The organism is Nocardiopsis moroccensis (assembly GCF_055763695.1).
Window position 1 is genome coordinate 5,968,576 of the sequence record NZ_CP199747.1, and the last position, 18,542, is coordinate 5,987,117.

The window sequence follows — 18,542 nt, forward strand, 5'->3', positions numbered from 1 at the left end:
GGTCCGGGGTGCTTTGCGGCGGGTATCCGGCACGGAAACGACACGGAGGGCGGCACCCCGTGGTGGGGTGCCGCCCTCCGTGCAGGAGCATCGGGGATCGGCGGGTCGGGTGGGGCGGGTGGGTCAGTGTGCGCCCTCGTAGGTGTGCAGGGACTCGCTGATCTTCTCGGCGGCGGACACCACGGCCTGCGAGTGCATGCGGCCGGGGGAGCGGGTGAGCCGCTCTATGGGGCCGGAGACGGACACCGCGGCGATCACCCGCCCGCCGGGGCCGGACACGGGGGCGGAGACCGAGGCGACCCCCTGCTCGCGTTCGGCGACGCTCTGGGCCCAGCGGCGGCGGCGCACCTGGGCGAGGCTGGCCGCGGTGAAGCGGGCGCCCACCAGGGAGCGGCGGATGCGGTCGGAGTCCTCCCAGGCGAGCAGTACCTGGGCGGCAGAGCCCGCGTTCATCGGCAGTTCGCTGCCCACGGGAACGGTGTCGCGCAGGCCGCTGCTGCGCTCGGACGCGGCCACGCACACGCGCAGGTCGCCCTGGCGGCGGTAGAGCTGGGCGCTCTCGCCGGTCAGGTCGCGCAGTTGGACGAGGACCGGGGAGGCCACGGCGAGCAGCCGGTCCTCGCCGGTGGCTATCGACAGTTCGCCCAGGCGCGGTCCGAGTACGAACCGGCCCTGACTGTCCCTGGTGACCATGCGGTGCCGCTCCAGGGCGACGGCGAGTCGGTGGGCTGTGGGGCGGGCCAGACCGGTGATCTGGACCAGCTGGGCCAGTGACGCGGGCCCCGACTCCAGGGCGTCGAGGACGGACATCGTCTTGTCCAGGACACCGACACCGCTGGATGAGCTAGAGTTGTCCATGGCTTGATATTGCCGTCTCGAAATATGGAATGCAAGTCGACCGCGCATCCGTGCGCGAGGCCGGCGGTCCGCACGAGCTGACCACACGAGACGAGCCCGAGACGCGAGACACGAGAGAGGCGATCGCCCATGGCACGCACGATGGCCGAGAAGGTCTGGGAGGAGCACGTCGTCCGACGTGCCGACGGCGAGCCGGACCTGCTCTACATCGACCTCCACCTCGTCCACGAGGTGACCAGCCCGCAGGCCTTCGAGGGCCTGCGCCTGGCGGGTCGCTCCGTGCGCCGTCCGGACCTGACCATCGCCACCGAGGACCACAACGTCCCCACGGCGGACCTGCTGGCCCCCATCGCCGACCCCGTCTCCCGCAAACAGGTCGAGACGCTGCGCAAGAACTGCTCCGACTTCGGCGTCCGCCTGCACCCCATGGGCGACATCGACCAGGGCGTCGTGCACGTGGTCGGCCCCCAGCTCGGCCTCACCCAGCCCGGCATGACCGTCGTCTGTGGTGACAGTCATACCAGCACCCACGGCGCGTTCGGCGCCCTGGCCTTCGGTATCGGCACCAGCCAGGTCGAGCACGTGCTGGCCACCCAGACACTCCCGATGCAGCCGTTCAGGACCATGGCCGTCACGGTCAACGGCACGCTCCAGCCGGGTGTGTCCGCCAAGGACATCATCCTCGCCGTGATCGCCAAGATCGGCACCGGCGGCGGCCAGGGCTACGTCATCGAGTACCGGGGCGAGGCCATCGAGGCCCTGTCCATGGAGGCCCGCATGACGGTGTGCAACATGTCCATCGAGGCGGGTGCCCGCGCCGGGATGATCGCCCCGGACCAGACCACCTTCGACTACGTCCAGGGCCGCCCGCACGCCCCGCAGGGCGCCGACTTCGACGCCGCGGTCGAGCACTGGAAGAGCCTGCGCACCGACGAGGGCGCCGAGTTCGACGCCGAGGTCGTCCTGGACGCGGACGAGCTCAGCCCGTTCGTCACCTGGGGGACCAACCCCGGCCAGGGCGTGCCGCTGGACGCCGAGGTGCCCGACCCCGCCTCCTACGAGGACCCCTCCGCGCGGGCCGCCGCGGAGAAGGCCCTGAAGTACATGGACCTGAAGGCCGGGACGCCGATGCGCGAGGTGCGGGTGGACACGGTCTTCCTCGGCTCGTGCACCAACGGCCGGATCGAGGACCTGCGCACCGCCGCAGAGATCATCCGCGGCCGAAGGGTCGCCGACGGCGTGCGGATGCTCGTGGTGCCCGGCTCCATGCGGGTCAAGGAGCAGGCCAACCAGGAAGGCCTGGGCCAGGTCTTCCTGGACGCCGGAGCCGAGTGGCGCGAGGCCGGCTGCTCGATGTGCCTGGGGATGAACCCGGACCAGCTCAAGCCCGGTGAGCGCAGCGCCTCCACCTCCAACCGCAACTTCGAGGGCCGCCAGGGCCGGGGCGGCCGCACCCACCTGGTCTCGCCCCAGGTCGCCGCCGCGACCGCCGTGCGCGGCACCCTGTCCTCGCCCGCCGACCTGGACGCCCAGTAGTCCCCGACCCCGTCAGGAGAGTCCTCCCATGGAGAAGTTCGACGTCCACACCGGTCGGGCCGTCCCGCTGCGCGCCAGCAACGTCGACACCGACCAGATCATCCCCGCCGTCTACCTGAAGCGGGTCAGCCGCACCGGGTTCGAGGACGGCCTGTTCGCCGAGTGGCGCAAGTCCGACCCGGACTTCGTGCTCAACCGCCCCGAGTACGAGGGTGCGTCCGTGCTGGTGGCCGGGCCGGACTTCGGTACCGGTTCCTCCCGTGAGCACGCCGTGTGGGCGCTGCAGAACTACGGCTTCAAGACCGTGCTGTCCTCGCGCTTCGCCGACATCTTCCGCGGTAACTCGCTCAAGGGTGGCCTGTTGACCGTTCTGCTGCCGCAGGAGGTCATCGACCGGATCTGGGACGCGGTCGAGGCCGACCCCGCCACCGAGGTGACGGTGGACCTGGTCAACCGCGAGGTTCGCGCCCCGGGCGTGCAGGAGCCGTTCGAGCTGGACGACTACACCCGTTGGCGGCTTCTGGAGGGTCTGGACGACATCGCCCTGACGCTCCGTCACACGGACGAGATCGGTGCGTTCGAGACGACCCGGGAGCCCTGGAAGCCGGTCACGCTCTAGCCCCGGAACGCCGATCCGAAGCGGGATCGAGGGTCGTTGTGACACAGCGCACCCTCGATCCCGAATAATTTTACCTTTACTTGACGTGAGCGTTCGCTTACGGTCTTTGTGCCCTTAAGCACGGCGTGTCCAACGCCCGGAATCCGGTTATACGTAGGCTTTTGAGGCTCACAGAAGGGGTCAAAAGGGACTGGGTTGCCGCACCCGCCCCTTGCTCTCCGGTCGTTGCGGAGCGTGACCTTGCAGGTCGGGAGGGGCCCGACACGCCTTGTCCACGGGCGTTTGTATTTGTGTAAGGGCCTCTGCTTCCCCTAATTTCGTGCGAGCAAGGGGGAACCGGAGGAACCTTATGAACAAGCGTGACCTGATCGACGCGATCTCCGACCGTCTCGGAGACAAGAAGACCGCGACCGAAGCGGTCAACGCTGTGCTTGAGACCATTCAGGCCACCGTGGCGTCGGGCGACAAGGTCGCCATCACGGGCTTCGGCGTTTTCGAGAAGTCCGAGCGTGCGGCTCGCACCGCGCGCAACCCCGCCACTGGCGCCACCATCAACGTCCCCGCGAGCTTCGTTCCGAAGTTCCGCGCTGGCGCTGATTTCAAGGCTCTGGTCAACGGCGACAAGAAGTAGCCTCTCCGCCGCCAGGCGGGCAGGCCGTACTCCGCCCGGGTTCCCCACAAGGGAGCCCGGGCGGAGTGCTGTCCGGGGCCGGGGGGGCGGACCCGCCCGGACGGACCGCGACCGCGGGCACGGGGTCGCCCGCGACGGACGGGTTCAGGGGGCGGACCGGGCGCACACCGGCGCCCGCCCCAGGAGCTCCCGCGTCCGCGGGCCCACCCCGAGGGCCAGGGCGGCCGTCAGATCCTCAGGAGTGTCCACGTCCCGGCGGACCGACTCCACGCCGGGGAGTACCAGTTCGCGGGCCCCAGCGGCCAGATGACGGGCGCGTGAGGCCCCCTCGAAGGCCGGGTCGAGCCGCTGCCCGGGGGTCGCGGCGAGCAGGGTGGTCCCCACCCCCGGGGAGTCCGGCAGGAAGGACCGGCCGTGGGCGGAGGCGGCCGTCAGCACCTTCGCCAGTTCGGCCGGGCGCAGTGCGGGCAGGTCCGCCGAGAGCGCGCACACCCCGAAGCCCGGCAGCCGGCCGAGCGCGGCACGCGCGCCGTGCTCCAGGGCGGGGTTCAGCCCGCCGCCCGGCTCGCCGCCGACGACCACCGCGCCCAGGTCCGACAGCGCGGCTCGGGCGCGCGGGTCGTCGGTCACCGCGAACACCGCCCCCACGGCCGCGCAGGAGCGTGCGGCGGCCACCGTGTCGCAGGCGATCGCGAGCGCCAGGTCCTCCCGGTGGTCCCCGGCGGCCCGGGCCAGTCGCGTCTTGGCCAGACCGAGGTGCTTGACTGGGACGATCAGGGACCAGCGCGCCCCGACGCGCGAAGCCCCTCCGCGCTCTCCAAAGCCGGTCACGGTTCCCCCGGGACGTTGATACGGCGACGACAGTGACGAGGGTAGGCGTTCGGGGTACGGCGCGGCGCGGGCGCCCTGGGTGTGGCGGACCGGGGCCGCCCCGGGCGCACCCCCGGCGCATCAGCGCACGTGCGGAGTGCACCCTAAACTGAGTCGGTTGTGCTTCCGTGGTCCCGACCGGGCCGGGAGCGAGAAGTGAGGAGTCCCGTGGCCAAGCAACGAGAATCGCGATGGGTCCAGTGGATCGTGTCCCGGATCGTCCGGTTCGTCCTGTGGATGGTGACCAAGCCCGAGTGGAAGGGCACGGAGAACGTGCCCGCCCAGGGCGGGGTCATCATCGCGGCGAACCACCTGTCGGTGACCGACCCCCTGACCGTCGCGCACTTCCTCTACATCGGAGCGCGCCGCTGGCCGACCTTCACGATGAAGGACGCGGTCATGAAGATCCCCGTGGTCCGTTCGGTGGCCAGGAGTACCGGGCAGATCCCGATCAAACGCGGCAGCGCCGACGCGGTCAAGGCGCTGGGCGAGGCCGAGAAGGCGCTCACCCAGGACGGCTCCTCGGTGATCTTCTACCCCGAGGGCACCTGCACCCGTGACCCCGAGCTCTGGCCGATGACCGCCAAGAACGGTGTGGCGCGGCTGGCCCTGACCACCGGGGTGCCGGTCGTCCCGGTCGCGCACTGGGGCGAGCAGAACCTCCTGCCCTACGGGTCCAAGAAGCCCAGCCTCTTCCCGCGCAAGCGGATCCAGTTCAGCGCGGGCCCGCCGGTGGACCTGTCCGCCTTCCGGGACCAGCCGCTCACCGCGACCGTCCTGGAGGACGCGACCAAGGCGATCATGGCCGACATCACCGCCCTCCAGGCCGGGATCCGCGGCGAGCAGCCGCCCGCCGAGCCCTTCGACCTCAAGAGGGCCCGCCAGCAGGCCGCGGAGGCCAAGCGGTCCGAGCGCGCCCTGGAGGAGCAGGACGGTCGGCCGGAGAACGCCGGGACCGAAGGCGACAACGGGAAGAACAACACGGGGGCATGACCGACCAGATGGGCGCTGAAGTGAAGGTCGCGGTACTGGGCAGCGGGTCCTGGGGGACCACGTTCGCCAACATCGTCGCTGACGCGGCGGACCTGCGAACCGCGGAGGGACACGGGACCGAGGTGGTCCTGTGGGGCCGCCGCGCCTCGGTGGTCGACGCGATCAACGAGAGTTCGGAGAACCCGGACTACTTCCCGGGGGTCACGCTCAACAAGGGGCTGCGCGCCACCACGGACCCGGCCGAGGCGCTGTCCGGCGCCCGGGTCGTGGTGCTCGCGGTCCCCTCGCAGTCCCTGCGGGAGAACCTGGCGGCCTGGCGCCCCCACATCCCCTCCGACGCGGTGGTCGTCAGCCTCATGAAGGGCGTCGAGCTGGGCAGCCTCATGCGGATGAGCCAGGTCGTCGGTGAGGTCCTGGACTTCCCCGAGGAGCGGATCGCCGTGGTGTCCGGGCCCAACCTGGCCCGGGAGATCGCCGAGCGCCAGCCGGCCACCGCCGTGGTGGCCTGCCCGCACGAGGAGACCGCGGTCCTGCTCCAGGACCTCTTCCGGTCGGCGTACTTCCGCCCCTACACCAGCACCGACCTCGTGGGGGTGGAGATCGGCGGCGCGATGAAGAACGTGATCGGCCTGGCGGTCGGCGTGGCCGAGGGCATGGGCTTCGGCGACAACACCAAGGCCTCGCTGATCACCCGCGGACTGGCCGAGACGACCCGCCTCGCGGTCACCCTCGGTGCGGACGAGCACACCCTGTCCGGCCTGGCCGGGATGGGTGACCTCGTGGCGACATGCTCCTCCCCGCTGTCGCGGAACCGGACCTTCGGTGAGAAACTGGGCGCGGGCAAGACTCTCGAACAGGTCGTCGCGGAGACCAAGCAGACGGCCGAGGGGGTCAAGTCCTCCGAGTCGATCCTCGAACTCGGGTGGGCCAACGGGGTCGACATGCCGATCACCGAGTCCGTCGTCAAGATGATGCACCACGACCTGAGCCCGGCCCAGGCGCTGGTGGCGTTCATGTCACGCAGCACCAAGCCGGAGCGCTACGGGGTCTGAGAGCGAGCACGATGTCACACACACCTGGTCCCGGGAGCGCGGGCGAGCACACCAGGGCGGTCTCCCTCCCGGAGGCGCCGGTTCCCGCCGAACGCCCCATGCGGATGCCCGTCCACCGGTCCACCACCTACGCCTTCGACACCTCCCAGGGGTTCGCGGACGTACTGGCCGGCGCCCGGAACGGCTACTCCTACGCCCGTATCGACAGCCCAACCGTGGACGCCTTCGCGGACGCGGTCGCGGCACTGGAGGGTGCGGGGCTCCCGGACCGGGTGCGCGGCCAGTCCTTCGCCTCCGGTATGGCCGCGATCAGCACCGTGCTGCTGGCGCTCACCGAGGCCGGAGCGCACGTGGTGGCCTCCCGTTCCATCTACGGCAACACGTACTCGCTGCTGGACCGGCTGATGCGCCGGTTCGGTGTGCGCACCGACTTCGTGGACATCACCGACCTGGACGCGGTGCGCGCCGCGGTCGGCCCACAGACCCGCGTGGTCTTCACCGAGACGCTGTCCAACCCCGCCATGACCGTGTCGGACCTGCCCGGGCTGGCGCAGATCTCCCGGGAGGCGGGCGCCGCCCTGGTCGTGGACTCCACGTTCGCCTCCCCGGCGGTCTGCCGCCCCCTGGAGTTCGGCGCCGACGTCGTGGTGCACTCCGCCACCAAGTACCTGGGCGGGCACAGCGACACCACCGGCGGTGTGGCGGTGGCCTCTCCCGACCTGATCGACCGAATCCGCTCGGCCCGGATCGACCTGGGCCCGTGCCTGGCCCCGGACGAGGCCTACCTGCTGCACCGCGGCCTGGAGACGCTGCCGCTGCGCGTCCAGCGCCAGTGCGAGACCGCGGCGGCCTTCGCCGCGGCCCTGGCGGAACACCCCCTCGTGGAGCGGGTCGACCACCCGTCGCTGGCCTCGCACCCGGAGCACGAGCTCGCGGGCAAGCTCTTCGACCAGGGACGCTACGGAGCGGTCGTCACCGTCCACCCGCGTGGTGGCGTCGACGAGGGCATGGCCTTCGCCGACCGGCTCAGGGTGGCCACCATCGCCGCCTCCCTCGGGGGCACGCACACGCTGGCCGGGCACGTGGCCTCCACCTCGCACCGGAACATGGACGACGCCGAACTGGCGGCCGCGGGCATCTCCCCGGGCGCGGTACGGTTCTCCGTCGGTCTGGAGGACCCCCGGGACCTCATCGACGACGCCCTCGCGGCGCTCGACGGGAGAAAGTGACACACGGGTGTTTTTCGCCCCGTACCGGTTCCATCAGTAGGCGAGATAGGGTCAGGCAGCATGTCCGAGCAGCGCAAGATTCGGGTCGCCGTCGTATTCGGCGGACGCAGTTCCGAACACGAGATCTCCTGCGTCACCGCGGGCAGCGTCCTGTCCGTCATCGACCAGGACCGTTACGAGGTCGTTCCGGTCGGGATCACCCCCACCGGCAACTGGGTACTGACCTCGGGTGACCCCGAGAGCCTGCGCATCGACGCGGCGACCAAGGCCCTGCCGACCGTCTCCGAGGACGGCACCCACCTGGTGCTTCCCTTCGACTCGGCCGGCCAGCTCATGACCGTGGCCCCGGAGCAGGGCCCCCGGCGCCTGGCCGAGGTGGACGTCGTGCTGCCGCTGCTGCACGGTCCCTTCGGCGAGGACGGCACCATCCAGGGCCTGTTCGAGATGATGGGCGTGCGCTACGCGGGCGCCGGGGTCTTCTCCAGCGCCGCGGCCATGGACAAGATCTTCATGAAGGCCCTCCTGGTCGGCAACGGTATTCCCACCAGCGACTTCGTCGCCATCACCGAGCGCACCTGGCGCAACGAGCGCAAGAGGCTGTTGGACGACGTCGCGGAGCTGGGCGCCACGGTGTTCGTCAAGCCCGCCCGCGCCGGGAGCAGCGTCGGCATCAGCAGGGTGAAGGACTCCTCCGACACCGATGCCGTGATCGCCGCGGTCGAGGCCGCCCGCGAGCACGACCCCAAGGTCCTGGTCGAGGCGCAGGTCGTGGGCCGCGAGATCGAGTGCGGAGTCCTGGAGGCGGAGGACGGCGGCACCCCCGATGTCTCCCTGCCCGCCGAGGTGCACGTGGCGGAGGGCTTCGACTTCTACGACTTCGAGGCCAAGTACCTGTCCACGAGCAGCCTCACCATCCCGGCCGAGATCCCGGAGGAGGCCACCGGGCGGCTGCGGAGGATGGCCGCCGACGTGTTCGAGGCCATGGGCTGCGAGGGCCTGGCCCGGGTGGACTTCTTCTACACCGAGGACGGCCGGATCCTCGTCAACGAGCTGAACACGATGCCCGGCTTCACCCCGGCCTCGGCCTTCCCGCAGATGTGGGGTGCCACCGGAGTGGACTACGCGACGCTCGTGGAGCGGATGATCACCACCGCCCTGCGCCGCGATCCCGGACTGCGCTGACCGGCGAAACCGGCACCACCGAACCGACGAGGGGCGGACGACCACGCGGTCGTCCGCCCCTCGACGCGGGCGCTGCGGGCCCCTAGGCCCGCGGTGGAGCCGGAGGCGGCCCCTGGGGTCCCCACGGAGGCGCCTGGCCCGGGTGGAGGTGTCCCTGGGGCGGCTGGTGCCCCTCGGGGGGCCCGGGGAGCAGCTCCCGGGCGAGGATGGTGCCGCCCGCCGTCGCCGCCGGGAACACCGCCACCGCCACGAACGGGATCGCCAGCAGGAAGTAGGTCGGGACCGCGAAGCCCAGCGTCCGCATACGGCGGGTGCCCATGGAGTGGCGGCGGTCGCGGATACGCAGCAGACCACGCCGGTCGAAAGCGGGTGCGGTCAGCTCGATCCCCAGCAGCCAGCCGCCCAGCACCGCGGTCAGTACGGGGCCGGCTATCCAGCCGACCAGCGGGACGAGCCCGATCAGGAACGCGCAGACCGTCACTGTCAGTGAGGCCAGCACGATCACCACCGACTGGCGCACCGCCCGGATCAGCGAGGCCGTCAGCGTCTCCTCCGGGGCCTCGGGCGCACCGCCGAGCTCCTGCTCGACCAGTTCGGCGATCCTGTCGTAGATCGGCGCGCCCAGGGCCAGGGTCACCGTCGTGAACGTCACCACCATGACCAGGACCGACCCGGCAAGCAGCGCCACGGACAGGGCGCCGCGCAGCAGCTCCTGCCAGATGGTGTCCCAGTCCCGGGCGAACGGCGTCGCCCACGTCACCAGGTCCGCCAGGTTCACGGCCAGGGTGATCAGCGCCGCCAGGAACAGCAGCGACGTGATCAGCGCGGGCAGCGCACCCAACAGGAACAGGCGCGGTTTGCGCAGCACGATGCCCAGACCGCGCAGCAGGACACCGAAACCACCGAAGACCTCATTCACAGCGCTCACGGGCGAACCCTAGCGCTCGGAGACCGAGCGGAACCACCCGGCCTCCGTGATGAGCTCCTCGTACGTCCCCGACTGCAGCACCCTCCCCTCACGGACCACGTAGATCCGGTCCACCCGGTCCAGGCCGGTGAGGTCGTGGGTGATGAGCAGGGTGGAGAACCCCCGGGCGGCGGCGAGCAGGTCGGCGACCACCTCGTCGCGCGTGTCCGGGTCCAGGTGCGCGGTCGGCTCGTCCAGCACCAGCACGCGCGGCCCCGCCAGCACCGCCCTGGCCAGCGCCAGCCGCTGCCGCATCCCGCCGCTCAGCCCCAGGCCGTGCGAACCCACCTGGGTGTCCAGGCCCCTGGGCATCGCCTCGACCTCCCCGGCCAGCCGTGCCCTGCGCAGCGCCGCCCACAGCTCGTCGTCCCCGGCCCCCGGCCTGGCCAACCGCAGGTTCTCCCGGAGCGTGGACGCGAACACGTGCGGGTCCTGCGGAACCCCGGACACCACACGCCGTACCTCGTCGGCCGGGTGGTCGGTGACGTCGGTGCCGCCGATCTCCACCCGGCCGCCGTCCGGGTCGCGGAAGCGCAGCAGGACCGAGGCGAGCGTGCTCTTGCCCGCACCGCTCGGCCCGACCACCGCGACGGTCGCCCCGGCGGGGATCTCCAGGTCCACCCCGTCCAGTGCCCACGGCTCCTCGGGCCCGTACCGCACCCGAAGGTCGCGGATCCGCACCGTGGTGTCGGCCTCCGGGTCGATCTCCAGGCCGGACCGGGCGGGCGCCGACACCGACGCAGGGGTGTCCAGCACCCCGAACAACCGCTCCCCGCCGGCCCGGATCGCCCCCAGCCTGGCCGCGACGGCGGGCAGCGGGGCGACGATCTCGAAGGCGGCGAGGGTGGTCAGCACCAGGACCGCCAGCGCGGTCGGGCCGATCGAGCCCCCGGACACGGCGAGCACGCCCAGGAACAGCGCGCCCCACACGGTCAGGCCGGTGATGAGCGCGTTCGCCCCGGCGCTCAGCCCCAGGGTCGCGGCGTCGCGCGCCGCCACCCGGGTGAGTTCGGTGTCGGCCTCGTACACCCGGGCCACCTGGCGTTCCATGGCACCGTAGGCGACCAGGTCCGGTGCGCCCTGGAGGGTGTCGACCAGGGTGGTGGAGAGCCTGCCGCGCGCCACGGCCTCCCGGCGGCCCGGCCCGGTGCCCAGGGCGGCCGCGGCCAGCGGTACCGCGAACCCGGCGAGCAGCAGACCTGCCGCGAGCAGCAGGCCGCCGGGCGCGTACACCGCGGTCAGGAAAAGTACGGTCGCGCCGCCGGTGACCACCGACACCAGCGGCGGGGCCAGCCCGCGCACCAACAGGTCGAGGGTGGCCTCGGTGTCGTTGACCAGACGGGACACCAGGTCGCCGGAGCGGAAGCGGCCGAACGGTTCGGTCCCGGCCAGCCGCTCGTACACCCGGACCCGGACCTCGGCGAGAGTGCGGAAGGCGGCGTCATGGGTCACCAGCCGCTCCAGGTAACGGGCCACACCCTTGCTGACCCCCAGGGCACGGGTGGCGACCACCGCCACGCTCAGCGCGGTGATGGAGGGGTGGTCGGCGGCGGTGGCCAGCATCCAGGCGGCGACGCCGAGCAGGGCCACACCCGAGCCGGTGGCGGCGGCGCCGAGCAGCACACCCAGCGCGAACCGGCCCCCTCGGGGCCGGGCCAGCCCGATCATCCGGCGCAGCGGGTCCTTGCGCCGCTCCCGCTCGTCCACCTCGAACCCACCGGTCATGGCGGTCGGGTCCCCTCCGGTCCCGGTCGTTGCGGCGTTCATCGGTGCGCCTCCCGGGTCAGCAGCGGCAGTGCGGCGGTCCGCAGGTTCTCCCCGAGCACGGACTCGGCCCAACCGGTGTCGTGGGCGACGATCACGGCGGTGCGCCCCTCCAGCAGGCGGGTCACGGCGGTGCGCACCGCCTTCGCGTTCTCCGGGTCCAGGTGTGCGGTGGGTTCGTCGAGCAGGACCAGCGGTGCGTCCCGGCACATCGCCCGGGCCAGAGCGATCCGCTGCCGCTGTCCGGCGGACAGCCGCGCACCCCGCTCACCCAGGAGTGTGTCGTAGCCGTCGGGGAGAGCGGACACGAATTCGTCCGCCTCGGCCAGCCGTGCCGCCTCCCGGACCCGCTCCATGTCGGTGTCGGGGGCGCCCAGCCGGATGTTGTCGGCGACGGAGACGTCGAACAGGTAGGGGTGCTGCGGTACCCAGGCGATGCCGAGCCGCCAGTCGTCGGCGGGCAGCCGATCGAGGGGGGTCCACTCGTCGCCGGGAGCCCGCACGCTGATCCGGCCCTCGGTGGGTTCGCCGAGCCGCAGCAGCAGGGAGAGCAGGGTGGTCTTTCCGGAGCCGCTCGGCCCGGTGAGCAGCAGGCGTTCGCCGGCTCGCACGGTCAGGTCCAGCCCGGACAGGGCGGGGACGTCGCGGCCCGGGTAGAGCAGGCCGACCCCCTCGAACCGGATGTCGCCCGCCGCGGCGGGGGAGGGGACACCGGTCGGGGCCGGGGCCCGACCGGCCGCCTCGTCCCCCGTCCCGCCGGGCCCGGCCGTGTCCCGTCCGCGGTCCAGCTCGGTGAAGACCTGGTCGGCTGCGGCCACGCCCTCCATGCTCGCGTGGAAGCGCGCACCCACTTCGCGCAGCGGCAGGTAGGCCTCGGGTGCGAGGATCAGCACCAGGAGGGCGGTCTGGTAGTCCATGTGCCCGCCCAGCAGGCGCAGACCCACCTCGACGGCGACCAGCGCCACCGCCAGGGTGGCGAGCAGTTCCAGGGCGAAGGCCGACAGGAACGCGATCCGCAGCGTGCCCATGGTCGCCTTGCGGTGGTCCTCGCCGACCCCGCGGATGATGGCGGCCTGTGCCTTGGCCCGGCGGAAGACCGCCAGGGTCGGCAGCCCCTCCACGACGTCGAGGAAGTGCCCGCCGAGTCGGCTCAGCAGTCGCCACTGGCGTTCGGTGCGCTGCTGGGTGTGCATCCCGATCAGTGCCATGAAGATCGGGATGAGCGGCAGGGTCACCAGGATGACGATCCCGGAGATCCAGTCCGCCCAGAAGACCACCGCCAGCACCGCGAACGGCACGATGCACGCCAGTACCAGCTGGGGCAGGTAGCGGGAGAAGTACTCGTCGAGGGCGTCCAGGCCGCGGGTGGCCAGGGTGACGAGTTCACCGGCCCTGGGCGCCCCGTCCTCGCGGTCGCCGCCCTCGGCCAACCACACCTTGCCCGAACCGGTCACGTGCGCGACCAGCCTGCGACGCAGCTGCGACTTGGTGCGGGCGGCGCTGTGCAGTGCCGAGGCCTCGGCGAGGTAGGACAGCAGGGCGCGGGCGAGGGCGACGGCGGCCACCGCGGCGATCATCCAGCCGAGGGCGTCCATGCCCTCCCCGGCCCACGCCCCGGTGATGACCCGGGCGAGCAGCCAGGCCTGGGTGAGGATCAGGCCGGTGATCAGCACGCCGCTGAGGACGGTGACGGCCAGGTGTGTCCGGACCGCGTCTGCGGTGCGCACCAGGCGCGGATCGAGCGGTTTCATGTGCGGGTACCTCGTGGCGTCGGGACTCGACCGGGCCCTCGGGGTTCGGTTCCGAAGGGGGCTCCGGCGTGGCGGATGCGGGGGACACGGGACACGGTGCGGGTCGGCCCAGTATCCCGGGGAGCCCGTCGGGAACGCCGTACCCCCCGTCTCCCGGGGCGATTCGGGAGGCAGGGGGCACGGGTCCCGGAGACGGGAGCGGGTTCAGGCGGCCCGCTCCTGCTCCTCCCCGACCGTGGTGACGGTGGAGCGGGTGATCTGTGCACCGGTGACCCGCTGCCGAAACACCCAGTAGCTCCAGCCCTGATAGCCCAGCACCAGTGGCAGGAACACCACCGCGACCCAGGTCATCAGGGTGAGCGTGTAGTCCGCCGAGGAGGCGTTGGCGACGGTCAGGCTGAACGCCGGGTCGGTGGTGGACGGGAGCACGTTCGGGAACAGCGAACCGAGCAGCGTGGCGAACGTGAGCACGATGGTCGCCGCGGTGGCGAGGAAGGACCACCCCTCACGGCGGAAGCGGGCCGCCGCGACCCCGCCCACCAGGGTCGCGACGGCGGTCAGGGCGAGCGGCAGGGTCCACGGGACGCCGTGCGCGGACTGGGTCCACAGCAGGAAGGCGGTCACGGCGGGGACCGCGACGCAGGCGGCGCCCAGGGCGGCCCTCCGTGCGCGGACCCGGACCGGCCCGTCGGTCTTGAGGGTCAGGAAGACGGCACCGTGCAGGGTGAACAGCGCCAGGGTGGTCACCCCGCCGAGCAGGGCGTACGGGTTGAGCAGGTCGAGCGGGGACGCGGTGACGATGTGGTCGGCGTCCATGGCCACGCCCCGGACGAGGTTGGCGAAGATCAGTCCCCACAGGAAGGCGGGCACGGCGCTGCCGAAGAAGATCGCCCGGTCCCACCAGTCCCGCCACCGGTCGCTGTCGCGCTTGTGGCGGTACTCGAACGCCACCCCGCGCACGATGAGCGCGATCAGGACGAGGAAGACCGGCACGTAGAACCCGCTGAACACGGACGCGTACCAGGCGGGGAACGCGGCGAACATGGCGCCGACGGCGGTGATCATCCACACCTCGTTGGCGTCCCAGACCGGCCCGATGGCGTTGATGGCCACGCGGCGGTCCACGGAGTGGCGCCTGCCCATGAAGGGCATGAGGACCCCGACCCCGAAGTCGAACCCCTCCAGGAGGAAGAAGCCGGTCCACAGGACGGCGATGGCGGCGAACCAGATGACGGCCAGTTCCATGGTCGTTGGCTCCTAGTAGCTGAAGTGCGGGATCCGGGACTCGTCCTCGTCGTTCTCCAGGTCGGGAACGACGTGTGCGGGCCCCTTCTTGATGTACTTCCAGAGCAGGCCGACCTCGACGACGAACAGCAGCCCGTACACGGCGGTGAACAGGCCCAGGCTCATGGCGACCGTTCCGAGGCCGACCCCGGGGGAGACGCTGGCGGCGGTGAGCAGCTCGCCGTGGACCGTCCAGGGCTGGCGGCCCATCTCGGTGAGCACCCATCCGAAGATGTTGGCGGCCAGCGCGGCGGGCAGCGCGGCGACGGCCGCGTAGTAGAACCACCGGCTCCTGGGCATCCGCCCGCGCCCGCGGGTGCACCACAGGCCTACGGCGGCGACGGCGATCCCGAACATCCCGAGCCCCATCATCAGCCGGAAGGACCAGTACACGACGAACACGTTGGGCATGTAGTCGCCAGGTCCGTAGTACTCCTCGTAGGCCTCCTGGAGGTTGTTCATACCGTGCACCTCGCCGTCGAAGGTGCCGGTGGCCAGGAAGCTGAGGACGTTGGGGACGGTGACGTCGATGGGGTTGTGGCGCGCCTCGGTGTCGCCGACGGCGAAGGCGGAGAAGGCGGCGCCCTCCTCGGTGTCCCACAGGGCCTCGGCGGCGGCGAGCTTCATGGGCTCGTACTCGGCGGCGAGCTTGGCCTGGTGGTCGCCGGAGAAGACGGTGAGGGCCCCGGCGGCCAGGGTGATGACCAGGCCGGTCCTGAGGGTGGAGCGGAACAGTGCGAAGTCCCGTCCGGGCGGGGTGACGCCGGCCTCGCCGGTGTCGTCGTGCCTGGTGTTGCGCCACAGCTTGTAGGCGCTGACCGCCACCACGAAGAGCCCGGCGGTGACGAAGGCGGCGGAGACGGTGTGCAGGTAGGTGGACCAGGCCTGGTCGTTGCTGAGTACGGCCCAGATGTCGTTGAGCTCGGCGCGGCCGGTCTCGGGGTTGACGTCGTAGCCCACCGGGCGGCGCATCCAGGCGTTGGCGGCCAGGATGAAGTAGGCCGACAGGTTGGTGCCGACAGCGACCACCCAGATGCAGGCCAGGTGGATGCCGCGTGGAAGCCGGTGCCAGCCGAAGATCCACAGCCCGATGAAGGTGGACTCCAGGAAGAAGGCCAGGAGGGCCTCCATGGCCAGGGGCGCCCCGAAGACGTCGCCGACGAAGCGTGAGTACTCGCTCCAGTTCATACCGAACTGGAATTCCTGCACGATTCCGGTGACCACGCCCATGGCGAAGTTGATCAGGAACAGCTTGCCGAAGAACTGGGTGGCCTGGAGGTACTCGTGCCGTCCGGTGCGGTACCAGAAGGTCTGGAGCACGGCCACGATGAAGGACAGGCCGATCGTCAGGGGGACGAAGAGGAAGTGGTAGATCGTGGTGACCCCGAACTGCCACCTCGCCAGGTCAAGAGCTTCCATGCCCGCCTCTCAGGTACCGACTGCCGGTAGTACTACGAACTGTAGTGCTACTTGCCGTCGTAATGGAGGGCGCCCCCCGGGTACCGGCGGCCCGAGGGGGTCCGGACGGCGTGGTCCCTGCGCCGGGGCCCGCACGCAAAAGCGGCGCACCCCCGGAACGGGGATGCGCCGCCTTGGTGCCGCGTCTGCGTCAGATTCGACGTATTCGCAGGTGGAGCCGTTTCTCTCCTACTCGCGGAGCTCGATCATGCGCTCCATGTTCTCGACCTCGGACAGCTGGGCGTCGATCATCCCCTGGGCGAGGTTTGTGACGAGTTCCTCGTTGCCCAGGTCCACCTCGGCCTCGGCCATCTCGACCCCGCCGATGTGATGGGCGATCATCAGTTCGAGGAAGAGCACCTCGGCCTCCACCCCCTCGGCCTCGTTCAGCTCCACGAGTTGCTCGCTGGTGGCCAGGCCCGGCATGGTCTCGGGGACCTCTCCCTCGCCGCCGCCGTGCTCGTGGCCCTCCATCCAGGCCATCGGGGGTTCGGCCGAGCGCGAATTCAGCCCCCACGCGGCCAGCCAGCCCTGCATCATCCCGATCTGGGCCTGCTGGGTCCTGGCCATGTCCGTGGCCACCGTGTGCAGTTCGACGTCCTCGGTTTTGTCGATGATGATCAGCGACATGTCCACGGCCTGGGCGTGGTGCGCGCTCATGTCGCGCAGGAAACCGGCGTCGGCCCCGGTGTCGAGCGGATAGGACGGCCGGCCCACGAGGAAGCCGCCGACCAGTGCCAGCACGACCAGGGTCGCGGCCATCCAGAGGGGGACGGTGCGCTCCCGCGCGGCGGCGCCCCCACCGCCCGGGGAGGACTCCTCGGGGCCGTCCGGCCCGTCCCCGTTCGATGCTTCTTCGGTGCCGTCGGCGTCCGCGGACGCCGGGCCGGTCACATGCCCCATCGGAACCACCTTGGTCAAATCGCACAACTCTGGTGCCAAAGTAGAGGGTAGGAAAGTCCTATTCGACCACATCCATCCCCAGGAGACCCAGTGGCCAAGAAGTCGAAGGCGGAGGAGCGCCGCGCTCGCGCCGCCGCGCTGCGCGAGGAGCAGCGGAAGAAGGAACGTCGCGCCAAAGCCCTCAAGATCACCGGGATCAGCGTAGCCGCCGCCGCGGTCCTGGGTCTTCTGGGAACCGCGATCTTCATGGAGTTCCGCTCCCGCAACATCCAGGGCGTGCAGGAGTACGCCATCGACGAGTACAACCACGTCCAGACGGGACAGCGCGTCGACTACGCCCAGTCCCCGCCGGTCGGCGGCCAGCACTGGAGTAGCTGGCAGAACTGCGGTGTCTACGCGGACACGCTGATGCCGGAGTTCGCGGTCCACGCCCTGGAGCACGGCGCGGTCTGGATCACCTACGACCCGGAGCTGCCCGAGGAGGAGGTGGAGGCGCTGGAGGGCTTCTACAACCCCGGCGACTACCTGGTCATCAGCCCCTACGACGGGGAGATGCCCGCGCCGATCGTGGCCTCCAGTTGGGGTCGCCAGATCACCGCTCAGAGCGCCGACGACGAGGAACTCGCCCGCTACGTGCGGTTCTACGAGCGCGGCAGCGACGTTCCCGAGCCGGGCGCCGCCTGCTCGGGGGCCATCCAGGAGACCGCTCCCGAGATCGAGGCCCAGATCGCCGAACAGGGTGAGGACGCCGAGGCCCTTGAGGGCGCGGAAATGGACAGCGAGGAGGCCGGGAACGAGGACTCCGGCTCCGAGGGCGCTGACGACGACGAGGACACCGGAACCGGGGACCAGGAGTAGGCGCGGGGCGTCCGGCCCGCTTCCTCCCGGCGTCCCCGGGGCCGCGGAAGCGGGGCCGGAGGCGGAGAACCGCCTCCGGCCCCGCACGTCCGTCCGGGGCGCGGAAGAGCATCCGGCGGGGTCACCGGCCGCTGTCGGCGCGCTCCTCCAGGTGCTCGTCGACCAGTTCGCTCACCTCGGCGAGCACGGCCGCGGGTGGACCGTAGGAGGGCGGCACGGTGAGTTCGACGTAGGCCTCGCGCTCCACCACCGTGTGCAGGGAGGGGGCGTCCTCGGGCGGGGAGAACCACGCCACACCGTTGACCTCCTGCAGAACCGAGTCCATCTGCAGGGAGGCGGGGCGGGGCACACCGCACCGCAGTCCGATGGGCGGGTCGCCCCAGGCGGCCGTGAGCTCCGAGTCGGGCCGCACACTCGCGCGTTCGGCGTCGAGCAGGGTGTCCGGGAGGTCGGCGACCAGCGCGGCGCAGACCTCGGCGGTCCGCTCGTCCGGCTCCGGCGGTTGTATCCGCACGGTCTGGTCGCCGCAGCCGGCCGTCACCAGGGCGACGGCCAGAGCCGCCCCGAAGTAGCGCTTGCGCACAGTC

Annotated in this window: 17 protein-coding genes; 8 read left to right on the plus strand and 9 right to left on the minus strand. The window is 71.3% G+C overall.

Translation table 11 applies throughout. The annotated features are described in order from the left end of the window. Window positions 1-123: 123 nt before the first annotated feature. Complete coding sequence (locus tag ACUKCB_RS26405) at window positions 124-810, minus strand: IclR family transcriptional regulator (RefSeq protein WP_308428452.1); 687 nt, start codon at window positions 808-810, stop codon at window positions 124-126. A gap of 177 nt (window positions 811-987) precedes the next feature. Here ACUKCB_RS26405 and leuC point away from each other — a divergent pair, with 177 nt between their 5' ends. The 3 genes from leuC to ACUKCB_RS26420 all read left to right on the plus strand — a co-directional run bounded on the left by leuC (window position 988) and on the right by ACUKCB_RS26420 (window position 3,644). Beyond that, on the plus strand, window positions 988-2,394 hold the full coding sequence (gene leuC / locus ACUKCB_RS26410; RefSeq protein ID WP_473038236.1) for a 3-isopropylmalate dehydratase large subunit: 1,407 nt from the start codon (window positions 988-990) through the stop codon (window positions 2,392-2,394). A 28-nt stretch (window positions 2,395-2,422) separates the two neighbouring features. Next, window positions 2,423-3,013, plus strand: a complete 591-nt coding sequence (gene leuD / locus ACUKCB_RS26415; protein WP_473038237.1) for a 3-isopropylmalate dehydratase small subunit — start codon at window positions 2,423-2,425, stop codon at window positions 3,011-3,013. A 349-nt stretch (window positions 3,014-3,362) separates the two neighbouring features. After that, complete coding sequence (locus tag ACUKCB_RS26420) at window positions 3,363-3,644, plus strand: HU family DNA-binding protein (RefSeq protein ID WP_014910144.1); 282 nt, start codon at window positions 3,363-3,365, stop codon at window positions 3,642-3,644. A 144-nt stretch (window positions 3,645-3,788) separates the two neighbouring features. Here the strand turns inward: ACUKCB_RS26420 and cofC are convergent, their stop codons facing one another. Further along, entirely contained in the window at window positions 3,789-4,475 is a 687-nt protein-coding gene (gene cofC, locus ACUKCB_RS26425) for a 2-phospho-L-lactate guanylyltransferase (RefSeq protein WP_473038238.1), read from the minus strand. 207 nt (window positions 4,476-4,682) lie between these two features. Here cofC and ACUKCB_RS26430 point away from each other — a divergent pair, with 207 nt between their 5' ends. From ACUKCB_RS26430 to ACUKCB_RS26445, 4 genes are read left to right on the plus strand one after another with little or no spacing between them, the layout of a single operon-like run. Continuing rightward, window positions 4,683-5,507 carry a lysophospholipid acyltransferase family protein gene (locus tag ACUKCB_RS26430; protein WP_473038239.1) on the plus strand — a complete coding sequence of 275 codons (825 nt, stop codon included), beginning with the start codon at window positions 4,683-4,685 and terminating at the stop codon, window positions 5,505-5,507. Further along, complete coding sequence (locus ACUKCB_RS26435; RefSeq protein WP_473038240.1) at window positions 5,504-6,559, plus strand: NAD(P)H-dependent glycerol-3-phosphate dehydrogenase; 1,056 nt, start codon at window positions 5,504-5,506, stop codon at window positions 6,557-6,559. The genes ACUKCB_RS26430 and ACUKCB_RS26435 overlap by 4 nt, the downstream gene beginning before the upstream one ends. Window positions 6,560-6,570: 11 nt before the next feature. Continuing rightward, a complete protein-coding gene (locus ACUKCB_RS26440; RefSeq protein ID WP_473038241.1) occupies window positions 6,571-7,788 on the plus strand; it encodes a trans-sulfuration enzyme family protein in 1,218 nt (405 codons plus the stop codon). 60 nt (window positions 7,789-7,848) lie between these two features. After that, window positions 7,849-8,970: a D-alanine--D-alanine ligase family protein gene (locus tag ACUKCB_RS26445; protein ID WP_473038243.1), complete on the plus strand. Its 1,122-nt coding sequence runs from the start codon at window positions 7,849-7,851 to the stop codon at window positions 8,968-8,970. 82 nt (window positions 8,971-9,052) lie between these two features. Here ACUKCB_RS26445 and ACUKCB_RS26450 read toward each other — a convergent pair whose 3' ends face one another. From ACUKCB_RS26450 to ACUKCB_RS26475, 6 genes are all read right to left on the minus strand, one after another. Continuing rightward, window positions 9,053-9,898, minus strand: coding sequence for an EI24 domain-containing protein (locus ACUKCB_RS26450; RefSeq protein WP_473038244.1), 846 nt, complete (start codon window positions 9,896-9,898; stop codon window positions 9,053-9,055). 9 nt (window positions 9,899-9,907) lie between these two features. Then, entirely contained in the window at window positions 9,908-11,704 is a 1,797-nt protein-coding gene (cydC, locus tag ACUKCB_RS26455; protein ID WP_473038245.1) for a thiol reductant ABC exporter subunit CydC, read from the minus strand. After that, on the minus strand, window positions 11,701-13,452 hold the full coding sequence (gene cydD / locus ACUKCB_RS26460) for a thiol reductant ABC exporter subunit CydD (protein WP_473038246.1): 1,752 nt from the start codon (window positions 13,450-13,452) through the stop codon (window positions 11,701-11,703). Before cydD ends, cydC begins: the two co-directional genes overlap by 4 nt. A gap of 204 nt (window positions 13,453-13,656) precedes the next feature. Further along, a complete protein-coding gene (gene cydB / locus ACUKCB_RS26465) occupies window positions 13,657-14,697 on the minus strand; it encodes a cytochrome d ubiquinol oxidase subunit II (RefSeq protein ID WP_473038247.1) in 1,041 nt (346 codons plus the stop codon). A 12-nt stretch (window positions 14,698-14,709) separates the two neighbouring features. Next, the gene (locus ACUKCB_RS26470; RefSeq protein WP_473038248.1) at window positions 14,710-16,155 is read right to left on the minus strand and encodes a cytochrome ubiquinol oxidase subunit I; all 1,446 of its coding nucleotides are present in this window, start codon (window positions 16,153-16,155) and stop codon (window positions 14,710-14,712) included. Window positions 16,156-16,383: 228 nt separating this feature from the next. After that, a complete protein-coding gene (locus tag ACUKCB_RS26475) occupies window positions 16,384-17,097 on the minus strand; it encodes a DUF305 domain-containing protein (protein WP_473038249.1) in 714 nt (237 codons plus the stop codon). 90 nt (window positions 17,098-17,187) lie between these two features. Between ACUKCB_RS26475 and ACUKCB_RS26480 the strand changes: the two genes are divergently transcribed. Then, window positions 17,188-17,955: a DUF3105 domain-containing protein gene (locus tag ACUKCB_RS26480; protein WP_473038250.1), complete on the plus strand. Its 768-nt coding sequence runs from the start codon at window positions 17,188-17,190 to the stop codon at window positions 17,953-17,955. A gap of 121 nt (window positions 17,956-18,076) precedes the next feature. Here ACUKCB_RS26480 and ACUKCB_RS26485 read toward each other — a convergent pair whose 3' ends face one another. Continuing rightward, window positions 18,077-18,538: a DUF3515 domain-containing protein gene (locus tag ACUKCB_RS26485; RefSeq protein WP_473041151.1), complete on the minus strand. Its 462-nt coding sequence runs from the start codon at window positions 18,536-18,538 to the stop codon at window positions 18,077-18,079. Window positions 18,539-18,542 lie beyond the last annotated feature (4 nt).